Source organism: Acetobacter sp. AC2005 (assembly GCF_037901235.1).
Taxonomy (GTDB): Bacteria; Pseudomonadota; Alphaproteobacteria; order Acetobacterales; family Acetobacteraceae; genus Acetobacter; species Acetobacter oryzoeni.
Genome location: NZ_CP149625.1, coordinates 1,528,582 through 1,550,000, shown reverse-complemented (window position 1 = coordinate 1,550,000; position 21,419 = coordinate 1,528,582). Strand labels below are relative to the sequence as shown.

Below are 21,419 nucleotides of genomic sequence, written 5' to 3'. Positions count from 1 at the left end.
GCAGGGCAAGACGTGCCTGCTTGAGTTGGGGATTATAATAACCATTCAGATTATCAATCCCAATCACCTGTTCGCCACGTGCCAAAAGGGCCTGCGTGACATGGAAGCCTACAAAACCGGCGGCTCCAGTTACCAAAAGTGTCAAAATTTATTGCCCTACGCCGCAGGGCAACCTTTTGGCCCTACCCATGATGACTGCAAGAATCTTAGCCGCCAAAACGGCTGTTGATTAAAGCTTTTTACTTAAAGATGGAGCTTCCACCTTATCACCTACAGTAATGCCAAACTTGGCAGTTACGCCCCCTGCCAGCTCAAGCGTAGCAGCTACCGGGCCATGACTGCTGATGCGCGCCAAGCTACGTGGCACTGCATTTTCTGTAATAGCCTGAATACGATGATCCGCATCTATAAAAACAATATCCAGCGGAATCAGCGTATTTTCCATCCACATGTCACTTTGCTGTGGTGTTTTCCACACAAAAAGCATGCCTGAGTTTTCTGGAAGATGCTGGCGAAACATTTCCCCCACCTGCTGTTCACGCGGGGTTTTTGCCAACTCAACTGAAAAAACATGCCGCCCACTTGGAGAAACTATAGCCAATTCTTCCCGCGGCAATTCAGACTGAGCTTGTGTTGGCTCTCCGGTTTCTTCCGCACAAGCAGGTAAGAGAGAACCCGCGGCACCGCCGATCATGCAGGCTGCCATCAGCCCCAACAGTTTTTTTGTCAGCACCTTATCTGTTCTCCTTGGTCCCATCATCTTTGCAGAAATGGATTACTGGCACGTTCTGCCCCTAGTGTCGTCAGTCCGCCATGCCCTGGCACGATAACAATGTCATCCCCTAAAGGAAGTAGTTTTTCCTTTATGCCTTGAATAAGCTGTTGGCTATTACCGTATGCAAAATCTGTTCTACCTATTGTTCCTCTAAAAAGAACATCTCCCACAAAAGCAAAACGCGCCTTTTCATCCACAAATACAACATGCCCGGGCGTATGCCCCGGAACATGCACAACACGAAATGTACATCCGAGATAGTTCAGACTTTCACCGTCTTCGGTAAAACGGTCAACATCTACATTTTCTAAATCCGAAAGCCCAAAATGACGGGCTTGCTCTACAATGGATTGGAGCAAAAACTGATCATGAATATTCGGCCCAATAACATCTGGCCGGGTTTTCTGCGTATTTTCCAGCCCTCGGCACAAAGCCGCCACCCCTCCGGCATGATCCAGATGACCGTGCGTGAGCAGAATGGCTTCTACTTCCAGTATATTTTTTTTTAAGAAATCAAGCAGGACATCCGCATCCCCACCAGCATCCACAACAACGGCTTTACGTGTTTTTTCATGCCACAGAACAGAGCAATTCTGCCGAAATGGCGTAACCGGCACGATACGCAACTGCATATCCGGGTAATTGACCTGCATGCCTTAATTCCTCTGTTCTCTATATTACCTGAGCAATGCTTTGATGGGTTTTACACAAAAAAAAACTGCCAGAACCAGTGTCTGGCAGTTTTTTATACAACAAAGTGTTCTGCTTATTGAGGCAGCACCCAGCCGGTTTCCGGAATATCAAAGTGCTTACGCAGTTCATGCGCCGGCACGTTGGTCAGATCCTTGGTGAATGTTTTGATAATCTTTGCCGTTGCCGGCTTGCTCAGATGTGTTTTGATTTCATGAATAATGGGTGCCGGAGCAGCAACCACAAAACCATCAACCTTACCGCCATGAGCAATCATGCTGTTCATGCGGTCTGCCACAACGCGGGCAAAAGCATCTTTTGCATCATCTGCCGGGGTAGAGCCGGAAGGCATTTTACCCGGTGTACCTTCATGGCCACGCGTATCAAAATCCTGCACATCGCGCATTTCGCCTTCTGCATCATGCAGAAAACGTACTTTGCCACCATCTGCAACAACGTAAACTACCAGGCCATCTCTTGCTTCCGTCATGGAATACATCCTTTTCAAATCACTCTATCAGCCTGCCAGCATGCCGTATTATGCGACATTTAACCACCAGCGCTGCTGCGCTGCTGATGTGCAGTCTGCGTGCTGAGTGATATAGGATTGAGGCATGACAGTTCCAGCCCCCTTTTCCCAACTTGTTACGCCTCTTGATCACGCTCTCCTCTGGGCACGCCAGGGGCAGGCCGTTGCCATCGCAACCGTAACAGGCACGTGGGGCAGTTCCCCCCGTCCTGCAGGCAGCAATATGGTCATGAGCAAAAATGGCCTTATGGAAGGTTCTGTAAGCGGCGGCTGTGTGGAAACAGATGTTATGCTGCACGCCCAAGACATTATGGATGGGCAAGCACCAACCGTCATTTCCTATGGCGTGAGCAGTGCCAAAGCATGGGAAGTTGGGTTGGCCTGCGGTGGCAAGCTGGATGTTATGGTAGAGGCTATTCAAAGCCCTGCCTGCCCAACAGGCACATGGCCTCTACATTTGCTGGAACAGATATGTGACATTCAAGCTTCCCGCAAAGCGGCAGTACTCGTGCGCAACTTGGATGGTAAACAGCATGTGCTTGTACAAGCTCCCCCACAAAATACCCACGAAGGGCTTCCTCCATCCGTGCAGGAAGCTGCCTTCCATCAGCTACAAGATGGGCGTTGCACAACTGTAGAAGAAGCAGATGGCCAAAAATGGTTTGTGCAACCCATTATTCCACCTCCGCGTCTGCTTATTGTAGGAGCGGTACATATTGCGCAGTATCTCGCGCGCATGGCGCAGATAACCGGCTTTTCTCCCATCGTCATAGACCCGCGGGAAGCATTGGCGACACCAGACCGCTTCCCGGGCCTGGAAAGTGGCACCACTCTTATTACAGAATGGCCGGACGAAGCCCTGGAAGCCTTGGGGGTTGATACCATGACCGCCATTGTGACCCTGACGCATGATGCCAAGCTGGATGACCCAACCCTAGAAGCGGCCTTGAAAAGCCCTGCTTTTTATATTGGCGCTTTAGGATCACGCAAAACACAGGCAAGCCGGTTACAACGCTTGCAAACTCTCGGCTTTACCGAACAAGACCTTAAACGCATACGCGGCCCGGTTGGCTTGGCTATTGGCGCAGTAGGGACCGAAGAAATTGCCCTTTCCATTATGGCAGAAATTGTTGCCACCCGCCGTCATGCTCCCTTGGCAGATATACGCGGGTGGTAACACCTCCATTCCTGCCTGGAACATGGGCCTGCGTGCTATGCGCTGGCCGTTCTTCTCGCACAGCTCCCACCAACAAACTGTTAGCTCCAGACGCGGCGGGGCAACCCATGTTGGTTCAGACACTCAAAAATATTCTCAACAGCAAAGCTGAAACTGTTCTGACACTTTTACCGCCAGAGCAGCCGGAGCTTGAAGCGGTTATCCGCTCATATTTCCACCATGCCCTCAAAGCAGGAAGGCTACAGTTACAAACTGTTTTGAATGCACATTCTGGCCTTTCTGCTTCTTTGCACACAGGCGTTCAGGCTGCTCAAGCAGGAAATGCACAAAGCCTGCTTATGTGTCTGAGCGATATGCCGCTGGTTTCTACAACATTGCTGAATACCCTGATGGAAACCCAGCACCACTATGCTCCTGCCGCCACTGCTCCTTTACGGAACGGCAAGGTTGGCAACCCTGTTGTCTGGAATCCATCACAATTCAGCAAGTTGCTTCAGATTACGGGAGATCAGGGAGGGCGTGCCGTTTTGCGCAATCTGGGCGCTGATATACGCCTTATTCCAGCCAATTCTGCCGAACTGGTTGATTTTGATACGCCAGAACGACTGGCAATATATCGTCAGATGTCTTTTCCAGACAGTTGACCAGAGGGACACACCCTCCGACAATTCAAAACAGGCCGCAAGTTTTCACTGAACGGTCGTTTTGTCTGTTTTCAACAAGGGATCATCATGAGCAAAATCCTACGCACCAACCCCAACCCCATTCTTTCTGCGGCGGTTGAATACCACGGTTTTATTTTCACGCAGGGTGTTGTCGCCCGCAATCTGGATCAGGATGTTGAAGGCCAGACACGTGATGTGCTGGAACAGATTGATACACTGCTGGAACAGCACGGCACAGACAACACCCGCATTTTGCAGGCGCAAATCTGGGTTAAAGACATTAATGACCGCGATAAGCTGAACAAAATCTGGAGCGCGTGGCTGCCAGAAAATATGGCCCCTGCCCGTGCTTGCGTTCAGGCTGTGATGGCTGACCCACGTATCCTTGTGGAAATCATGGTCACCACCACAAAATAAGACCTGATCTCTGCCAGTTGGTGATGAGAAAGAACGTGGCATTCATGCAACATTCCCCCGAATCATCACCAACTGGCGCGCATTCCCTGTTCTCCTAAACAAAGCCCTGAATGAAACGGAATCAGGCGAATTCGTGACACCAGTTAGGATTAAAATCCTAATTTTTCTTTTTGATACCCATTAATACAGCAAAGAGTAACTTTAACGATTTTGGTGCGCAATGAACGCTTGCCTGATCTGCATGGATGTTTAATACCTGAACCCGAACATTGCAGTACCCCAACTCACGGCAAATGCGATCAGGAAAGGTAAGCACAATGCGGCACGGACGGTCCGGAATTCTCAAACTGAAGCTGGCCGTTTTATCTTTTCTGTCCGTTTCTGCTTTTACTGCATCTGCATCTGCCCGCACCTATCATGCGGCTTCTCATCATACCGGTGTGCATAAAATTGTATTCTCTGCATCCGGTCATGCTGCTGGCCGATATGCAGGTGGCCGTTGGCACCCTGCTACGGGGCGTTATCGGTCCGGGTATCATGGTGGGCACGTTATCCAGTGCGTTGCTTACGCCAAATCCGCATCTGAAGTAATGCTACATGGCAATGCGCGTGACTGGTGGCATAATGCAAGCGGCGTTTATGACCGCGGCCATGCCCCAGAGGCAGGCAGTGTGCTGAACTTCCGCGCAACACGCCGCATGCCCTTGGGTCACGTTGCTGTAGTGCGCAATGTTGTAGATAACCGTACGATTATGATTGATCAGTCACACTGGGCACAGGCAGGCATCAGCCGCAACGTGGCCGTGATTGATGTTTCCCCCAACAATGATTGGTCTGCTGTGCGTGTGGCGCTGAACAATCATTCTGGTGGCTTCGGGTCTATCTATCCAACCTATGGCTTTATTTATGCCCGCCACCCTGGTGCAGAACGGAACATGCAGCAGGAAGTTATGACGGCATGGGCCAAGAAAAGCACGACAACACAGTTGGCTCAGGCCCCGGCAACACCTCGCCAGATATCCGCTGGTCAGGAAGACCCCAATATTGCCTTTGATGATAATAACTAAAATCTACGTTTAGTTTCTGCACGAAACAGTTTTTTCAACGCCCGGCTTTGTCGGGCGTTTTTTTATTGCCTTTTCCATGCTCCAAAACCGCCGGGGCAGAATATAAAAAGGGGAGCAACCTCATTGGCTGCTCCCCTTTTTAATAGCAAGAAGAAACGTCTAGTTTATTCCATCCATTCCGCAATATCCGGACAAGAACAAACTAGGTTTCTGTCACCATATACGTTGTCAATTCGGCCTACTGGTGGCCAATATTTGGTTTCTGGCTGCACATTGCCGGGGAAACATGCCTCCTGCCGTGTATAAGGATGCGCCCATTCCGTTGCTGTCAGCGCAAGGCCTGTATGGGGCGCATGACGCAGCACTGCATCTTCAGCTGTCACCTGACCATTTTCAATGGCACGCACTTCCTCACGCATAGCCAACATGGCGTCGCAAAAACGATCCAGCTCTGCTTTTCCTTCAGATTCGGTTGGCTCGATCATGAAAGTACCTGCCACCGGAAAACTCACCGTTGGTGCATGAAAACCGTAGTCAACCAAACGCTTGGACATATCATCTACGGTCACACCCGTTGTATTCTTGATCGGACGCAAATCCAGAATACATTCATGCGCAACACGCCCATGTGCGCCCTGATAAAGCACAGGGTAAGCATCTTTCAGGCGGCTCACAATATAATTGGCGTTGAGAATAGCCACCTGCGTAGCCCGTTTAAGTCCTTCATCCCCCATCAGGCGAATATAGGCCCATGAGATCGGCAGGATAGAGGCTGACCCAAAAGGAGCCGCACTTACAGCCATGGGAACCTCTGCGTCTGCCGGGTTTCCGGGCAGATAAGGTGCCAGATGCGCCCGCACACCAATTGGCCCCATACCGGGCCCACCGCCACCATGCGGGATGCAGAAAGTCTTATGCAGGTTAAAGTGGCTCACATCCCCACCATAATCTGCCGGACGGGCCAGCCCCACCTGAGCATTCATATTGGCGCCGTCCACATATACCTGCCCACCGGTTGCATGCACCAGATCACAGATTTCACGCATGTTTTCTTCAAACACACCGTGAGTGGAAGGATAGGTAATCATGACAGCAGCCAGATCATTGGCATGCGCTTTTATTTTCTCACGCATGTCTTCCAGATCAATGTTGCCGCCAGCATCGCACTTTACGACCACAACTTTCATGCCCGCCATTTGAGCCGAAGCCGGGTTGGTGCCATGGGCAGAAGCAGGAATCAGGCAAACTGTCCGGTGCCCTTCCCCTCGGGCCTGATGATACGCACGAATAACAAGCAAGCCTGCATATTCACCCTGCGCACCAGAATTGGGCTGGAAAGAAACCGCATCATAACCGCTGATAGCACACAACCACTTTTCCAGATCCTGCAAAAGAACCTGATAGCCTTTTGCCTGATCTGCTGGTGCAAACGGATGGATGTCACAAAAGCCAGACCACGTAATCGGCAACATTTCCACCGTGGCATTCAGCTTCATGGTGCAAGACCCCAACGGGATCATCGTCCGGTCCAGCGCCAGATCCTTGTCTGACAGGCGCCGCAGATAACGCAGCATATCTGTTTCTGAGCTACAGGAACGGAACACAGGCTGCGCCATAAAGCCAGACTGGCGGCGCACATCCTCGGGCAATGCTATGGAAGCTGCCGGAAGGGCCTGCGCCATTTTTTCTACACGTCCGTGCTCGGCACAAAAAACAGACCATACAGCGTAAACGGTTTCTGGCGTGCTGGTTTCATCCAGACTGATGCCAATGCGTCCGTTCCCTGCATCCCGCAGGTTCATGCCTGCAGAACGTGCACGTTCCAGTAAATCAGCAGCGCCTTCGCCTACATTTACCGTCAGCGTGTCAAAAAATGCGGTTGTTTCAACGATTACACCCAGCACCCGCAAGCCAGCCGCCAATGTAGCAGCAAGACCGTGAATGCGCTGCGCAATCGCCTTTAAACCTTCTGGCCCATGATAAACAGCATACATGCCAGCAATAACAGCCAACAGCACCTGCGCGGTGCAGATGTTGGACGTGGCTTTTTCGCGCCGAATATGCTGTTCACGGGTTTGCAGGGCAAGACGATATGCCGGACGCCCAGCGCTATCGACCGAAACACCAACCAAGCGCCCTGGCATGCTGCGTTTATAGGCATCTCGCACAGCCATATACGCTGCATGCGGCCCACCATACCCCATGGGAATACCAAAGCGCTGGGTAGAACCAATAGCAATATCTGCCCCCAGTTCACCCGGGGCTGCAAGCAATGTTAAAGCCAGCGGATCTGCCGCCATAACCGCAATAGCCCCTGCAGCATGCAGGCTTTCAATCTGTTTTTGCGGGTTTGTAATCTGGCCAGATGTGCCGGGATACTGGAAAATGGCCCCAAATACGTTTTGGGCATCTAGATCCGTTTCGGGCCGACCTATCTGGAGCGTAATGCCCATAGGCTCTGCACGGGTTTTCAATACAGCAATAGTCTGCGGCAGACATTCCGCATCCACAAAAAACACGGTGGATTTGGAGGTAGCTACCCGACGGGCCAATGCCATGGCTTCTGCCGCTGCCGTGGCTTCATCCAACAGAGAAGAGTTGGCGATATCCAGCCCTGTTAGCTCTGTAATCATGGTCTGGAAATTCAGCAGAGCTTCCAGGCGGCCCTGACTAATTTCTGGCTGATACGGTGTGTAAGCTGTGTACCATGCCGGATTTTCCAGAATATTCCGCTGGATAACAGCAGGCAGCACCGTACCGTAATACCCTTGCCCAATCAGGGATGTCATAACCTGATTTTGTCCGGCCAGTTCACGCAAGCGCGCAAGCACCTGCGTTTCCGTCCACCCAACGCCAAGCCCCAAGGGTTTCTGGGCGCGAATGGAAGCAGGAAGTGTCTGATCGATCAGATCATCCAAAGAGGCAGCACCAACAACACGCAGCATTTCGGCCTGATCTGCTGCAGTTGGGCCAATGTGACGTGTGGCAAACGCCGCACCTTCGGCTTTTAAAGCAGCAAAAGCGGGCAGAGCTTCAATACTCTGTTGAGCACGTGCATCCGAACCGGGAGCAAGGGAGAACATGTAGAAAATTTTCCTGAACAAGGCCCGTCTGGAACGGGCCATTTTTTCCAATCAGGCAGAAATCAGCCTACAAAAGCTGCATATGCTGCGGCATCCATCAGCCCGGAAAGCTGATCTGGGTTGGTAATGCGGAATTTAACAATCCAGCCTTCCCCTTCTGGGTCAGAACTTACCCGTGCCGGATCATCAGCCAGCGCAGCATTGTTTTCCAGAACTTCACCATCAACTGGGGCATAAATATCAGAAGCAGCCTTAACGGATTCCACAACTGCAATGGATTCCCCTGCTTTTACTTCTGTGCCGGATGGGCGTGCTTCAATAAACACCAGTTCACCCAGTTCATCGGCTGCATGGCGCGTAATGCCTACGGTTGCTGTTTCACCATCCACGCGCAACCATTCATGTTCTTTTGTGAAATACAGGGTCATTTTCTCAATTTCTCCAAGGGTAAAGTCAATCTGCGTCTCAACGGCCTAGCGTTTGAAATGCGCTGGCACAAAAGGCAGTGCACTTATTACGGAAGGCACGGAACGCCCACGCAATTCTGCAAAAACGGTATGCCCTATCTGGCTGTCATTGGTAGCCACGTAGCCCATCGCTACCGGCCCACCCACTGTGGGGCCAAATGCACCAGACGTAACTTTGCCGATATGCGTGGCAAATTCTGCATCTGCATATAAAGGCGCATCATGCCGCACAGGCGCACGCCCCTCCGGCCTCAACCCAACGCGGCGACGGCTTACGCCATTTTCAAGCTGGCCAAGAATAATATCCGCACCGGGGAACCCACCAGCACGTGCGCCACCGTTACGGCGAGACTTCTGGATAGACCATTCAAGTGCAGCTTCAACCGGCGTGGTAGTGGTATCAATATCGGAACCATACAGACACATACCTGCTTCAAGCCGCAGGCTGTCTCGCGCACCCAAGCCGATCAGTTTTACGTTGGGCTGTTCCAGCAGTTTACGGGCAACCCGATCTGCATCCTTGGCGGAAACAGAAATTTCAAACCCATCTTCACCCGTATAGCCGGAACGGGAAATCACACAGCGAGCACCATCCACATCCAGAGTGCGCACATCCATGAACACCATCTTGCGCACATCATCGGCAAACACAGCCAAAGTCTGTTCGGCTTCTGGCCCCTGCAAGGCAAGCAGCGCCCGATCTTCCTGCAACTCCACAACACATTCTGCCACCAGTTCAGATTGCAGGAGTTCCAGATCAGCTTCCTTACATGCAGCATTCACCACCAGCAGAAGGCCATCTTCCAGACGCGCCACCATCAGATCATCCAGAATGCCACCTTCGGCATTGGTGAACTGGGTATAACGCTGGCGACCATGCTTAAGGGCAGCAATATCTGCAGGCACCAGTTTTTCCAGCGCCAAAGCTGCATCATCTACATCGCCCGAACGCGGGCGCAGCAGCACCTGCCCCATGTGGGAAACATCAAACAGCCCAACATGCTCACGCACATGCCGGTGCTCGGCCATAATGCCATCTGCATACTGCAAAGGCATGGCATAACCCGCAAACGGCACCATCTTGCCGCCGGATTCTTCATGCAATGAATAGAGGGGAGTATGAAGGAGAGTATCGGTGCCCATGCACGCCGCCTTGCCAAAAAGGCCGGAACCCACTGCAATCTGACAGACACATCAGCACAACACGAGGCTCCGGATTACACAATCCGCTGCCCCTTCTGTGCTTTTGCCTGAGATCGCTATCCCGTCGGCGGGTGCGATTGCACCTCTCTCCAGAAGTTTTAAAACGCAGGGTCCTTCTGCCTGAGAGTTTCCGGGGCGGTTGCTCCTTCGGCGCTGGCCAAGCCAGTCTCTCCCTCTGCGCTCAGGAACCGTGACATCATTTCGCTTTCAAGTCAATCACGGCCCCTGTTACACGTATTAGCCAGCAGCTTTGGGCAAATGCTTGGCAATATAAGGCGGCAGATTAAACGAACCTACATGGATTTCGGGCGTCCAGTATTGGGTCTTTTCCAAAATACCGGCTACCTGCGCACGGGCACGAACCTGTTCCACGTCCTGCGCTTGCAGGTTGCTCCCCTTGCTGGCAATCCCCAGTGTCATGAACCCACCCACATAGGTTGGCACAGCGGCCACATAGGCAGACACATGCGGAAAGAACTTTGCACGCCGTTCGCTGGTTTCATGCAGTTCATCCGCCTGCATAAAGGGCACGCCGCACTGGTTCACAATCAGCCCTTCAGAGGTAAGAATGCGTGCGCAGTGTTCGTAAAAGGAATCTGTAAACAGCACTTCGCCCACACCTATCGGGTCTGTGCTATCAACAATAATCACGTCAAACGAGGCATCCGCCGCGCGGGCAACGTAATCTATGCCGTCTCCCACAATCACTTCTGCGCGTGGGTTGTTCCATGCATCCCCAGCGATAGACGGAAGGTGCTGTTTTGAAAGTTCTATAACAGCACCGTCAATTTCCACCATCACGGCTTTTTCAATACCGGGATGCTCCAGAACACGGCGCAGAACGCCGCCATCCCCTGCGCCAATGATCAGCACATTTTTTGGGTTAGCATGTGTAAACAGAGGAACATGCGTGAGCATTTCCTGATAAACAAATTCATCCTTCTCGGTAATCTGCACCACGCCATCCAGCATGAGCACACGACCGTGGGAGTCACTTTCAAAAACAACAATATCCTGAAACGGGCTACGCGTGCGTGCCAATTCCTTTACCACACGGAAACGCTGCCCCCAGTTATCGTACAGGGTTTCTTCAATCCATGTTTCTGCCATACCAGCTTTATCTTCCACATACGCAGATGGGCCGTGCTGACACCGCCCTTTTTCAGAACTGTATCAGCACGACCGTCAAACAGAGTTTACAACTTTAAGAAAAACAGCCTTTAGGCAACTACGCGGCCGCGGCGTTCTTCATCCACTTCAAGCCGTTTGGCCTGAAAAAGACGCTGCATAACAGGGATGGACAGGTGCGGATCACACGCACCACACATAAAGATGTCCACCGCAGCAAAGTCGCGTTCTGGCCAAGTGTGAATGGAAATATGGCTTTCAGCCAGCACCACCACGCCAGAAACACCCCCGTTGGGTGAAAAATGATGGAAATGACTGTGCAGGATTGTGGCCCCGGCAGCACGCGCTGCTTCGCACAGTGTTGCGTCGATTTTTTCTGGATCATCCAGATTTGTGGCGCCCCACATATCGACAAGCAGGTGAGTACCTGCAAACTTCTCGCCATTCTTTTCGACGAAGTAATCTTTACGCTCTTCGTCAGCAGACGAGACCGGAACAGAAAATGCCTGGTTATTGCTCGGGTGTTCCGAGACCATCCCCAGTTGAGCAAGTGCGTTCATTGACGTACCCCCAAACCAGTAGACAGCCTGTTGGGCAAAAATTGCCCCCTTGGGCCAAGAGCGCGCTTGGTAGGACCCCTGCGCCTACGTTGCAAGCATTATTTACGTGTTTCATCAATTTTTCAGAAACCCGCCACCCTAAAATACAGAATAATCAACGCTCTGTAGAAGAATGCACAGTTTGTTTCACAAGAATGTCAAACTGGCGATCCTGCCCTTTTCCCAGCGTTCGCCCTCCCAGCCAAGCCTTAAGGCGCTGCAAGGTATCTGCATCATGTGCTGCGGCAGAATCGGCCGCAAGCTGCATGACAAGGTCTTGCTGACGCTGTGTTAAAGCCCCTGTTTCTGGCAAGGCATGACTAGCCAAACGCCCAACCACCTGCACGGCATCTGCCCATTGCTTGCCTTGCTCATACAATTGCCCACGCAGTTCCAAACCCGTATCGGATTCATCATCAGCCAGCAGGGCCAATGCGCCTGCTCTATCCCCTTTGGCCAGCGCAAGATGCGCTTCATCATAATGGCGGCGTGCAGCCATATCCTCCGGCAAACCGGGCACAGTGCTTTGTTCCAATGCCACCATAGCGGCATTTACATTGCCTGCCTTGAAAGCGGCCTGAACAATTTGCTCCTGTATTTCCGCTCGTACTACCGGATCAGCTGTCAGCACAACGGCTTGTTTAAACGCCATAAGCGCAGCATCGGCCTGCCCTATCTGCAACAGAAGCGCTCCGTAACCTCTCAACAGTTTTGCCTTGTATGTATTATCTTCCAGCAAAGGCAGTTGGGTTTGCAAAATATGCACCCGTTGCTCTGCAGATAATGCCCCGTCCTCTCCGCCCACTGCTTTGCCTGATGGCAGAGTATTAAACGCAAGCACGTACAAGGCCTGCCGCCGTAAAACCTCCAACCTATCCTGTGGCATTTGTGCCGAGGCAGAAAGCCCGTCCAGCACTGTTAAAGCCTGTTTTGCCCAACCGCATTGTACCAGTGCTGAAGATAATAAGAAATTGGTATATGCGCGCGCAGAAGGCACAGCCTTTCCAACGCCTTCTTTCCCATCAAGAAGGTTTTGAAAGCTCTCCGCAGCCATGCCGGCATCAATTTGATCATGTTGCAACAGAAAGTTTACCAGATCTGCACGCGCATAAGCGGCTTTTTCCGGGTCTGCCGCAGCTGTCAGATTTTCCAGCGCAATCCGTGCAGGCTCTGCATTTCCTTCACGGTTTTGCATAAACGCACGCGCAAGATCATAAACGCCATCAGTGGGCAGAGGTTCCAGAATGGATGCTGCTTCATCCGTGCCATAACGTGCAATATAATTTATAACCTGAGAAAGAAGCAGATCACGCAACGGTTGTGGATAGCGCAGGATCTGTTCGTAATGGCGTGCAAGCAGAACAGATGCATCTTTGCTGTTTGCACCACTCAACATCAGATACAGCGCATGCCATATCTCCAGTTCTGGAACTGCGCCTTCTATCTGCGCCAGAACGGGCGCTGCAGCATTTACATCGTGGCTTAGCAACGCGGCGCAAGCTCGTAGAAAGAGCACTCCCACTGGTGGGCCGCCCGGTTCAGAACGCTGGGGCATATTCTTAACAAGATGCCACGCATCTTCTGGATGTCCGGCCGCAAAAGCAGCACGTGCAGCAGAAACCTGCGCTGGCCACCGCAAAGAAGGTGGAGCCTTTTCAGCATCCGTTTTTGCTGTGAGCCAGTTTTTTTGTAAAACAGCAGCTGGCGCCGAACGTAACCCCAACCAGAACCAATCCTGCCCACCTTCCAGCGGTGCTGTTTCTGGTGTTCCCAGCCCTACTGGCAAAGCATCCAGCCCCAATGCAGAAAGAAAGACGCCTTTGTTTGTGACAACGTCCAATCTGATCTGCGATGAATCTGCTGCCACCACAACACCTTGGGCAGATGCACGCACGCCATACCCGATGGCCCTATAGGGAGAGCGATTTCCGGTTTCCGTAACAGCTGGCACAATCAGCAACCGTGTGCCGGTAGCTGGATCTGGAAACGAGATAACGTGACCAGACTGTTTTTGTGGAAAGAGAACGGCCTCTGGCATCATAACCGCAGGCGGTGCAGACTTTGTGCGATCTGAATCGTCTTTTTGAAGCTGCACCACCAGCCAGCCATCTAGCTTTTTACGCAACACAATATGCGGATGAGATGGCATATGAACACGCAAAACGGTGGCACTTTCCAGAACCGTAACATCCGTATCTGCAAAAATGCCTTGGCCTGCAAAATTGTGCGCCAAAGATGCTACAGGACGATCCGCCACTATCAGTAGATCAGGCCCAGACCAAAAAGCGGCAAGCGCAACCTCTGCCCCTATAGGCAGAAAAAGAGATGCCCCTTGCTGACCATCCAGAGATTCTTCCTGCACAGCAGGAACGGGAAGAGCATGCAGGCCATCTTCACCGGCTACAGCTGGCAACATGGGCAGCAATAAACAGGCAGAAAGCATTCCGCACATATATTTGCCCATTACAGATTTACCTGTTGCCACATCTCCTCCAACCTCAAACATGCTGCAATGCTGCTTTTGGCAGCATACGGCCTGCATGACAAAGGAGCCACAGCCTATGCTAGAAAAAACTAACCGTTTCCATCATGCTGGGGCGCTATAAATGCTGGATCGCATCACCAGTATGCAGATTTTTGTCAAAGTTGTAGCAGCAGGCAGCTTTACGGGTGCCGCACGCCTTATGGCGCTTTCTCCAACCATGGTGACCAAACATGTTACAGCATTGGAAACACGGTTAGGCGTTTCCCTGTTTCAACGCAGCACGCGGCATCTCTCCTTAACTGAAGCGGGACGCCTGTTTTTGGAAAGCTGCCAGCGCATTCTGGCCGATGTAGAAAACATGGAGCAAACCGTAAGCGAACAGTACCGTGAACCGCGTGGGCAATTGCGCCTGAATGCCCCTGTTTCCTTCGCCATACGGTATGTTGCACCTTATCTGCCTGAATTCAGCCGACGATATCCGAAGGTTCAGATAGAGCTTGGCTTGAATGACCGCCCTGTAGATCTGGTTGAGGAAGGCTGGGATCTTACACTACGTATTCGCAACCTTACGGTCAGCACGCTGCGTGCACGTAAATTGGCTGCTGTGCGTATGGTTATCTGTGCCTCACCTGCTTATTTGGCAAAAGCTGGCACACCCACGCATGTCGATGCATTGCAGCATCATAATTGCCTTGGATATACCCTGAGCGGGAACAACAGCGCATCCCGCTGGCATTTTGGAGAAAACAGAGAAAAAACCGTTTCTGTTTCCGGCCTGCTCTCCGCCAATAATGGAGATGCCTTGCGGGAGGCCACAGTAGCTGGCGCTGGCATTGCTTATTTGCCGCTTTTTGTTGTGAGTCAAGAACTGCAACGCGGCCAACTTATTGCTTTATCGCTAGATTACCCCACCACACCGGGACCAGACTTACACGCCGTTTATGCGCCCGGCACAAGTATTCCCTTAAAAGTCCGTGCCATGATTGATTATCTTGCTCAGTGTTATGGCCCAATTCCGCCATGGGAAAACGCGGCGTAGCCCAAGAGATATATGGGCAAAATTGTCTTTTATATTTTGGAAGATTTTAAAATGGTGAGCCGGGAGGGACTCGAACCCTCGACCATTCGATTAAAAGTCGAATGCTCTACCAACTGAGCTACCGGCTCACACCTTTAACCGTGCAAAACTTGATGTCTGCGCGATGGAGGTGTTCCTAAACGGATTACCTTGCCTCTGTCAAGCAGTAGAAAGAATTTTGTGCCATTCCTGTAAAATCAGATGGTTTGATTGCTTTCAGACATAAAAAAAGCGCCACCCCCAATAGGAGTGACGCTTTTTTGCAGATATTCGAAAAATCAGGATTTTTCGCCAACTGCCGGACGCATGCGAGAAATCCGATCCGGATCCTTCACCATGCCGGACATGCCAGAACCATGTTTGATTTTATCTACGTTTTCCATGCCTTCAATCACTTCACCCACAATGGTGTACTGACCATCAAGGTGCGGAGAAGGTTCAAACATGATGAAGAACTGGCTGTTGGCACTGTTCGGATCAGACGTCCGAGCCATGCCGATGGTGCCACGTTCAAACTTGGCTTTGTTGGTGAACTCTGCAGGCAGATCCGGCAGTTTGCTGCCATGCATACCCGTGCCCGTTGGGTCACCACCCTGCGCCATAAAGCCAGGAATAACACGGTGGAAAGGTACGTTATCGTAAAAACCTTCTGCCGCCAGCGTGCGAATACGTTCCGCAGCCTTGGGGGCCAGATCCGGCCGCAGTCTAATAATGACGCGACCGTGCGGGATATCCATATGAATGATATCGTTTTTATCTTCTGAAGACATCAGAAACTCTCCTTGTGTTTGCAACACCCATGCTTGCCACTTCAGACAGAAACGTTTTTTCTGTCTGCTAGACGTGCCAACAAACGCGCCTGCGTGCCTGGTGTTACAAATTCCGAAATATCTCCGCCGTAACTGGCAATTTCTTTCACCAGACGCGAAGAAATAAATTGGGTGTGTTCCGAAGCCATAAGGAACACGCTTTCAATTCCGGCATCCAGTTTGCGGTTTACGCCGCTCATCTGGATTTCGTAATCAAAATCCGAAAGCACCCGAAGACCGCGGAAAATCAGCGTTGCACCGTGTTCTCGCACAGCCTTCACCAACAGGGAATTAAATGGCACCACCACAATATCCCCACCCGTGTTCTGGCGAATGGCAGGTAAGGCTTCTTCCACACAGGCAATCCGCTCATCCAATGGCATAAGCGGATTTTTGCCGGGGTTGTGGGCCACACCTATCACCAGCCGATCCACCAAACGGGATGCACGTTCAATCACATCCAGATGGCCAACCGTTACCGGATCAAACGTGCCAGCGTAAAAGCCTACCCGCTTGGGCACGGAGCCTACGGGGGTTTTCATTCCCCCTCAGCCTCTCCTGCCTCATCTTCACCATCATCCATAACGGGGAAGACGCTGGTAACGCGTTCATCATCATTCAGGCGGAATAGCGTTACACCGCTAGCCTGACGCGCCATGACACGCACCTGATCAACCGGCACACGGATAAGGCGACCAGCATCCGTTACCAGCATCACATCCGTGCCTTCCAGAACAGGCAAGGTGGCAGCCACTTCTTTCCCGCGCTTGTTGGCGGAGAACGTCATGTTGGTAATGCCTTGCCCGCCACGCCCACTTACACGGTAATCATACGCGGAAGAGCGACGCCCGAAGCCACCATCGCTGACAATCAGCAGAATTTCTTCAGCTTCTTCGAGCTGCGCAAAACGTTCCGGAGAAAGCAGTGCATCGGTGTTGCTGCCTTCTTCTTCATCCGAATCGGCCTGCACGGTATCTGCATCTTCCTCAGCCGCTTCTGCTGCGTTTTCAGCCCGACGCTTGGCATTTGCCATCCGCAGGTAAGCTGAGCGTTCTTCTACCGTTGCTTCAACATGATTCAGCACAGCAAGGCTGATCACGCGGTCACCTTCTGCAAGGCGAATACCCCGCACACCAGAAGACCCACGACCAGCAAACACACGCAATGTGTCATCGGTAATCTGGAAGCGGATACACCGTGCCCCACGTGTCGCAAGGAACACATCCTGCCCTTCTCGGCAGGTGGCAACGCCTATCAGGCTATCCCCTTCATCCAGCTTCATGGCGATCATGCCGGACGAGCGGATATTGCGGAAATCACTCAAACGGTTACGGCGAACATTGCCGCTGGCTGTTGCAAAGACCAGATGCAGGGCCTCCCACAGTTCCTCATCCTGCGGCAGTGGCAGCACAGCCGTAATGCTATCGGAACCCAGATCTGGCAACAGGTTCACCAAGGCGCGGCCTTTGGCGGCTGGCCCGGCTTCTGGCAGACGCCAGACCTTTTGACGATACACTTTACCGCCAGAAGAGAAGAACATGACCCACTGATGGGTGTGGGCATTAAAGGACCGTACAACAATATCATCGCCACGGGTGCTGGCACCTGTGCGGCCGCGACCACCACGGTTTTGCGCACGGAACACATCCAGCGGCGTGCGTTTAATAAACCCTTCCCGCGTAATGGTTACAACCATCTGGCCAGGTTCGATCAGGCTTTCATCATCCTGATCCCCCGCATAATCCGCAATTTCGGTCATGCGTGGGGTGGCAATTTCCGCCCGTGCTACGGAAAGTTCATCACGCAGCACTTCCATGCGGCGGACATGACTGCCGATAATTTCCAGAAGCTCGTTAATGCGCTGAGCAACTTCCGAGAGTTCCTGCTGGATCTTATCGCGTTCCAGACCTGTCAGGCGTTGTAGACGCAGTTCCAGAATACCGCGTGCCTGTGCTTCTGTCAGACGTACCTTGCCGTCTACAACCACGTTGCCGTCATCATGAATCAGAGCCAGCAAGGGTTCTACATCTGCGGCATTCCATTCCGCAGCCATAAGCGCTTCACGCGCTGCGGCGGCATCTGGTGCCCCACGAATCAGAGCAATAACGGCATCAATATTGGCAACGGCAATAACCAGCCCAACCAGAATGTGCCCGCGATCACGCGCCTTGTTCAACTCAAACCGCGAACGGCGGAGAATCACTTCCTCACGGAACGCAATAAAGGCTTCCAGCACATCCTTCAGGCCCATCAGGCGGGGCTTGCCACCATCCAGCGCCAGCATATTCACGCCAAAGGATGTCTGAAGCTGGGTGAAACGATAAAGCTGGTTCAGCACCACTTCTGGTGTGGCATCACGCTTGATTTCGATAACCACCCGCATACCGGAGCGATCAGATTCATCACGGATATCGGCAATGCCTTCGATCTGCTTGTTGCGTACCAGATCGGCAATACGTTCCTGCAAAGTGGCCTTGTTAACCTGATACGGAATTTCCGTAACGATAATGGCCTTACGGTCTTTGCGAATTTCTTCAATATCTGCCTTGGCACGAATAATAATGGCCCCGCGCCCAGTAGCAAACGCACTGCGGATACCAGACCGCCCAAGGATAATACCACCTGTGGGGAAATCCGGCCCCGGCACATATTCCATCAGATCATCAAGCGAGAGATCTGGATTGGCAATCAGTGCCAGCGTGGCATCAATAACTTCTGATGGATTATGCGTGGGAATATTGGTGGCCATACCCACCGCAATACCCGTGGCACCATTGATCAGCAGATTTGGAAAAGTGGCAGGAAGAACGGTTGGTTCTTCTTCACTTTCATCATAGTTCGGCTGAAAATCGACCGTATCGCGGTCAATATCATTCAACAGAAATGTGGAAGCTTTGGCCAGCCGAGCTTCGGTATAACGCATGGCGGCGGGGCTATCACCATCCACCGAGCCAAAGTTACCCTGCCCGTCAATCAGCTTGACCCGCATGGACCAAGACTGAGCCATACGCACCATGGCATCATAAATGGAGGAGTCACCATGCGGATGGTATTTACCCATAACCTCACCAACTGCGCGGGCAGATTTGCGATAAGGTTTATCGTAGGTAAAACCACTCTCATGCATGGCATACAGGATGCGACGATGAACAGGTTTAAGACCATCTCGCACATCCGGCAGCGCACGGCTGACAATAACCGACATCGCATACGCGAGGTAGGAGGAGCGCATCTCCTCCTCAATGGTTACGGGCAGAAGGTCTGAGGGTTCCGGTACACCCGGCTGGTCAGAAATCTCGGTCAAGGTTTATCCGCTCTGTCATGCTGCACGCTCCAGATTATGGAGCATGTGCCAAATCCACTTCTGCACCGGTTACCCGGCACTTGCAGAATATTTTCTAGCACACAAAACCCGCACCACCTAGCGGCTGAAATAGCAGACTTGCTTCGGGCAAAAGGCTGTGCCCATCATGATGCACACTATAAGGAGTTCCAGCCATGCGCCTACTTTTGGCATTACTGTTTCCGTGGTTTCAGTTTTTTACGATTGGCCGCCCATTTTCGGGCATTATCTGCCTGATATTGCAGATAACTGTTATTGGCTGGATTCCAGCAGCCATCTGGTCTGTTTATGCGCTCAACCAATATGAAACAGATAAAAAACTTTCCCGGATGGGCCGATAAAAACCCAATACATAGGTTAATGAAAAAAAGGCAGCTCCCTATGGGAACCGCCTTTTCCTTGGATAATCAGCATTTACCCTAGCTGGATTTAACGCCCGGTCATAATCCGATCCACCAACTGCTGCACCGTTGGCACAAACCCGTTGGCATAGAAAGGATCGGTCGCAAAACGCCATGCGTTTGTGCCACCGAACATCAGGTTATGATCCAGCACCTGAGCCGCATCCGGCCCGCTGGCATGCGCCACAGCCTGCAGTGTTTTCTGAATACAGAAAGAACGTGGGTCTGCCTTATGGCCCGTGGAATAATTGGGGCCACGCTGGCTCCAGTTAGAGAACTGGCATTCAGACAGACAGCCCATGCAATCGGCCTGATCTGCCAGAATCTCACGCGCTCTGTCTGGTGTTACAAAAATCAGCGTAGAATCTTGGGTACGAAGGGCTTCAGTAAAGCCCTGCTGTTCCCACTGCTGGATACGCGGCAGGTCATCAGCCTTTACAAACACTTCGCGCTTACGCGCACCAATGCCGTAGGGCACGACCAGATCTTCTTCTGCTGCCATAGCAAAAGGAACTTGCCGCTCTGACCGTTCACGTAGTTCCTGCAAGAAACTGTTATTGACTGCAGAGGAGTAAAAGCCCGTGGGAGAGAAGCGGTTCAGGTATACATCACCCTTTTTCAGGGTAAGCAAGCGCTGCTTCCATGCCTCTGGAATAGGGCTTTCCTTCGTCAACAGTGGGCGTGTGCCAAACTGGAACACAATGGGGCCAAGCTCAGGATTATCAATCCAGTCTTCCCATTCTTCCAGCCACCATACGCCACCCGCCATGATGATAGGCGTAGTATCCAATCCAAATCCGCGCATAAGTTTACGCAAAGCCGCAACGCGTGGATAAGGATCTTCCGGCTTTAACGGATTTTCCGTGTTGGAAAGGCCGTTATGCCCCCCTGCACGCCAAGGATCTTCATAAACCACGCCGCCTAGCAAATCGGCAGATTTATGGTAAGCCCGCTTCCACAGCGCATTAAAAGCACGTGCAGATGACACGATGGGGTAATAATGCACCCCAAACCGTGTTGCAATTTCAGACAGCCGATACGGCATACCTGCGCCGCATGTAAGACCGTGGATAAGGCCCGGTGCGCCTTCCAGCACGCCGGTAATCACCCGTTCGGCTGATCCCATTTCCCACAGAATATTGGCATGAATCCGGCCTTTTCCACCGGACATTTCATGCGCAACACGCGCTTGGGTAATACCGCCACGAATGGCGTAATCTACCAGTTCCTCATGCCGTTCACGGCGCGTACGACCGTGATAGATCTGGGGAACTGGCTGCCCGTTTTCATCATAACTATCTGCATTGACGATAGAAACCGTGCCTGCGCCACCTGCTGCAGCCCACGCCCCGGCCGATACGCCTGTGGAGACAGAAACCCCCTTACCGCCTTCCACCAGCGGTAGGATATCCACCCCCCCCATGCGAACCGTATTGATCGCCTTCATGACCGTCCTATCGTTCCTGCAACTATCCGTATGGTTGAAACTGACCCGAAAAGGGA

20 protein-coding genes, 1 tRNA gene and 1 riboswitch (1 of these 22 running past the window's edge) are annotated in these 21,419 nt (G+C 52.1%); of the genes, 6 read left to right on the top strand and 15 right to left on the bottom strand.

Translation table 11 applies throughout. The features are described 5' to 3' along the window. From QQM41_RS07545 to QQM41_RS07530, 4 genes are all read right to left on the bottom strand, one after another. Positions 1–145: the beginning of an NAD-dependent epimerase/dehydratase family protein gene (locus tag QQM41_RS07545; protein WP_339076724.1), read on the bottom strand. It extends 830 nt beyond the left edge of the window; only the first 145 of its 975 coding nucleotides appear in the window; its start codon is at positions 143–145; its stop codon lies off the left edge, out of view. A gap of 84 nt (positions 146–229) precedes the next feature. Next, positions 230–760, bottom strand: coding sequence for a DUF192 domain-containing protein (locus QQM41_RS07540; protein WP_339076723.1), 531 nt, complete (start codon positions 758–760; stop codon positions 230–232). Continuing rightward, a complete protein-coding gene (locus tag QQM41_RS07535) occupies positions 757–1,428 on the bottom strand; it encodes an MBL fold metallo-hydrolase (RefSeq protein ID WP_339076722.1) in 672 nt (223 codons plus the stop codon). The genes QQM41_RS07540 and QQM41_RS07535 overlap by 4 nt, the downstream gene beginning before the upstream one ends. 113 nt (positions 1,429–1,541) lie before the next feature. Next, entirely contained in the window at positions 1,542–1,964 is a 423-nt protein-coding gene (locus tag QQM41_RS07530) for a host attachment protein (protein ID WP_003631043.1), read from the bottom strand. Positions 1,965–2,079: 115 nt separating this feature from the next. Here QQM41_RS07530 and QQM41_RS07525 point away from each other — a divergent pair, with 115 nt between their 5' ends. From QQM41_RS07525 to QQM41_RS07510, 4 genes are all read left to right on the top strand, one after another. After that, positions 2,080–3,171 (top strand): XdhC/CoxI family protein, encoded by a 1,092-nt coding sequence (locus tag QQM41_RS07525; RefSeq protein WP_339076721.1) that lies wholly within the window; start codon positions 2,080–2,082, stop codon positions 3,169–3,171. Continuing rightward, positions 3,165–3,815 carry a nucleotidyltransferase family protein gene (locus tag QQM41_RS07520; protein WP_339076720.1) on the top strand — a complete coding sequence of 217 codons (651 nt, stop codon included), beginning with the start codon at positions 3,165–3,167 and terminating at the stop codon, positions 3,813–3,815. The genes QQM41_RS07525 and QQM41_RS07520 overlap by 7 nt, the downstream gene beginning before the upstream one ends. An 87-nt stretch (positions 3,816–3,902) precedes the next feature. Then, on the top strand, positions 3,903–4,253 hold the full coding sequence (locus QQM41_RS07515) for a RidA family protein (RefSeq protein ID WP_003624223.1): 351 nt from the start codon (positions 3,903–3,905) through the stop codon (positions 4,251–4,253). Between the two features lie 293 nt (positions 4,254–4,546). Continuing rightward, positions 4,547–5,320, top strand: a complete 774-nt coding sequence (locus QQM41_RS07510) for a CHAP domain-containing protein (RefSeq protein WP_339076719.1) — start codon at positions 4,547–4,549, stop codon at positions 5,318–5,320. 164 nt (positions 5,321–5,484) lie between these two features. Here QQM41_RS07510 and gcvP read toward each other — a convergent pair whose 3' ends face one another. From gcvP to QQM41_RS07480, 6 genes are all read right to left on the bottom strand, one after another. Then, positions 5,485–8,445 (bottom strand): aminomethyl-transferring glycine dehydrogenase, encoded by a 2,961-nt coding sequence (gene gcvP / locus QQM41_RS07505; protein ID WP_339076718.1) that lies wholly within the window; start codon positions 8,443–8,445, stop codon positions 5,485–5,487. A 20-nt stretch (positions 8,446–8,465) separates the two neighbouring features. Further along, positions 8,466–8,831 carry a glycine cleavage system protein GcvH gene (gcvH, locus tag QQM41_RS07500; protein ID WP_050818599.1) on the bottom strand — a complete coding sequence of 122 codons (366 nt, stop codon included), beginning with the start codon at positions 8,829–8,831 and terminating at the stop codon, positions 8,466–8,468. 45 nt (positions 8,832–8,876) lie between these two features. Continuing rightward, positions 8,877–10,013 carry a glycine cleavage system aminomethyltransferase GcvT gene (gene gcvT, locus QQM41_RS07495; RefSeq protein ID WP_050818600.1) on the bottom strand — a complete coding sequence of 379 codons (1,137 nt, stop codon included), beginning with the start codon at positions 10,011–10,013 and terminating at the stop codon, positions 8,877–8,879. Between the two features lie 159 nt (positions 10,014–10,172). Then, a riboswitch (glycine riboswitch) is annotated at positions 10,173–10,258 on the bottom strand. 52 nt (positions 10,259–10,310) lie between these two features. Beyond that, positions 10,311–11,183, bottom strand: a complete 873-nt coding sequence (speE, locus tag QQM41_RS07490; protein ID WP_339078085.1) for a polyamine aminopropyltransferase — start codon at positions 11,181–11,183, stop codon at positions 10,311–10,313. Positions 11,184–11,293: 110 nt separating this feature from the next. After that, positions 11,294–11,761: an adenosylmethionine decarboxylase gene (gene speD, locus QQM41_RS07485; RefSeq protein WP_014457515.1), complete on the bottom strand. Its 468-nt coding sequence runs from the start codon at positions 11,759–11,761 to the stop codon at positions 11,294–11,296. 154 nt (positions 11,762–11,915) lie between these two features. Next, on the bottom strand, positions 11,916–14,342 hold the full coding sequence (locus QQM41_RS07480; RefSeq protein WP_339076717.1) for a hypothetical protein: 2,427 nt from the start codon (positions 14,340–14,342) through the stop codon (positions 11,916–11,918). Positions 14,343–14,406: 64 nt separating this feature from the next. Here QQM41_RS07480 and QQM41_RS07475 point away from each other — a divergent pair, with 64 nt between their 5' ends. Beyond that, a complete protein-coding gene (locus QQM41_RS07475; RefSeq protein ID WP_339076716.1) occupies positions 14,407–15,324 on the top strand; it encodes a LysR family transcriptional regulator in 918 nt (305 codons plus the stop codon). A 52-nt stretch (positions 15,325–15,376) separates the two neighbouring features. Here the strand turns inward: QQM41_RS07475 and QQM41_RS07470 are convergent. The 4 genes from QQM41_RS07470 to gyrA form a co-directional block, all read right to left on the bottom strand. Beyond that, positions 15,377–15,452: transfer RNA gene (locus tag QQM41_RS07470), tRNA-Lys, on the bottom strand. Positions 15,453–15,641: 189 nt separating this feature from the next. Then, positions 15,642–16,133 (bottom strand): peptidylprolyl isomerase, encoded by a 492-nt coding sequence (locus tag QQM41_RS07465; protein ID WP_050818603.1) that lies wholly within the window; start codon positions 16,131–16,133, stop codon positions 15,642–15,644. A 41-nt stretch (positions 16,134–16,174) separates the two neighbouring features. Further along, complete coding sequence (gene coaD, locus QQM41_RS07460) at positions 16,175–16,714, bottom strand: pantetheine-phosphate adenylyltransferase (protein WP_339076715.1); 540 nt, start codon at positions 16,712–16,714, stop codon at positions 16,175–16,177. Beyond that, positions 16,711–19,476 carry a DNA gyrase subunit A gene (gyrA, locus tag QQM41_RS07455; RefSeq protein WP_339076714.1) on the bottom strand — a complete coding sequence of 922 codons (2,766 nt, stop codon included), beginning with the start codon at positions 19,474–19,476 and terminating at the stop codon, positions 16,711–16,713. The genes coaD and gyrA overlap by 4 nt, the downstream gene beginning before the upstream one ends. Positions 19,477–19,670: 194 nt before the next feature. Here gyrA and QQM41_RS07450 point away from each other — a divergent pair, with 194 nt between their 5' ends. After that, positions 19,671–19,856 carry a YqaE/Pmp3 family membrane protein gene (locus tag QQM41_RS07450; protein ID WP_003624197.1) on the top strand — a complete coding sequence of 62 codons (186 nt, stop codon included), beginning with the start codon at positions 19,671–19,673 and terminating at the stop codon, positions 19,854–19,856. 88 nt (positions 19,857–19,944) lie between these two features. Here the strand turns inward: QQM41_RS07450 and QQM41_RS07445 are convergent, their stop codons facing one another. After that, positions 19,945–21,363 (bottom strand): nitronate monooxygenase family protein, encoded by a 1,419-nt coding sequence (locus QQM41_RS07445; protein WP_050818607.1) that lies wholly within the window; start codon positions 21,361–21,363, stop codon positions 19,945–19,947. Positions 21,364–21,419: the final 56 nt, after the last annotated feature.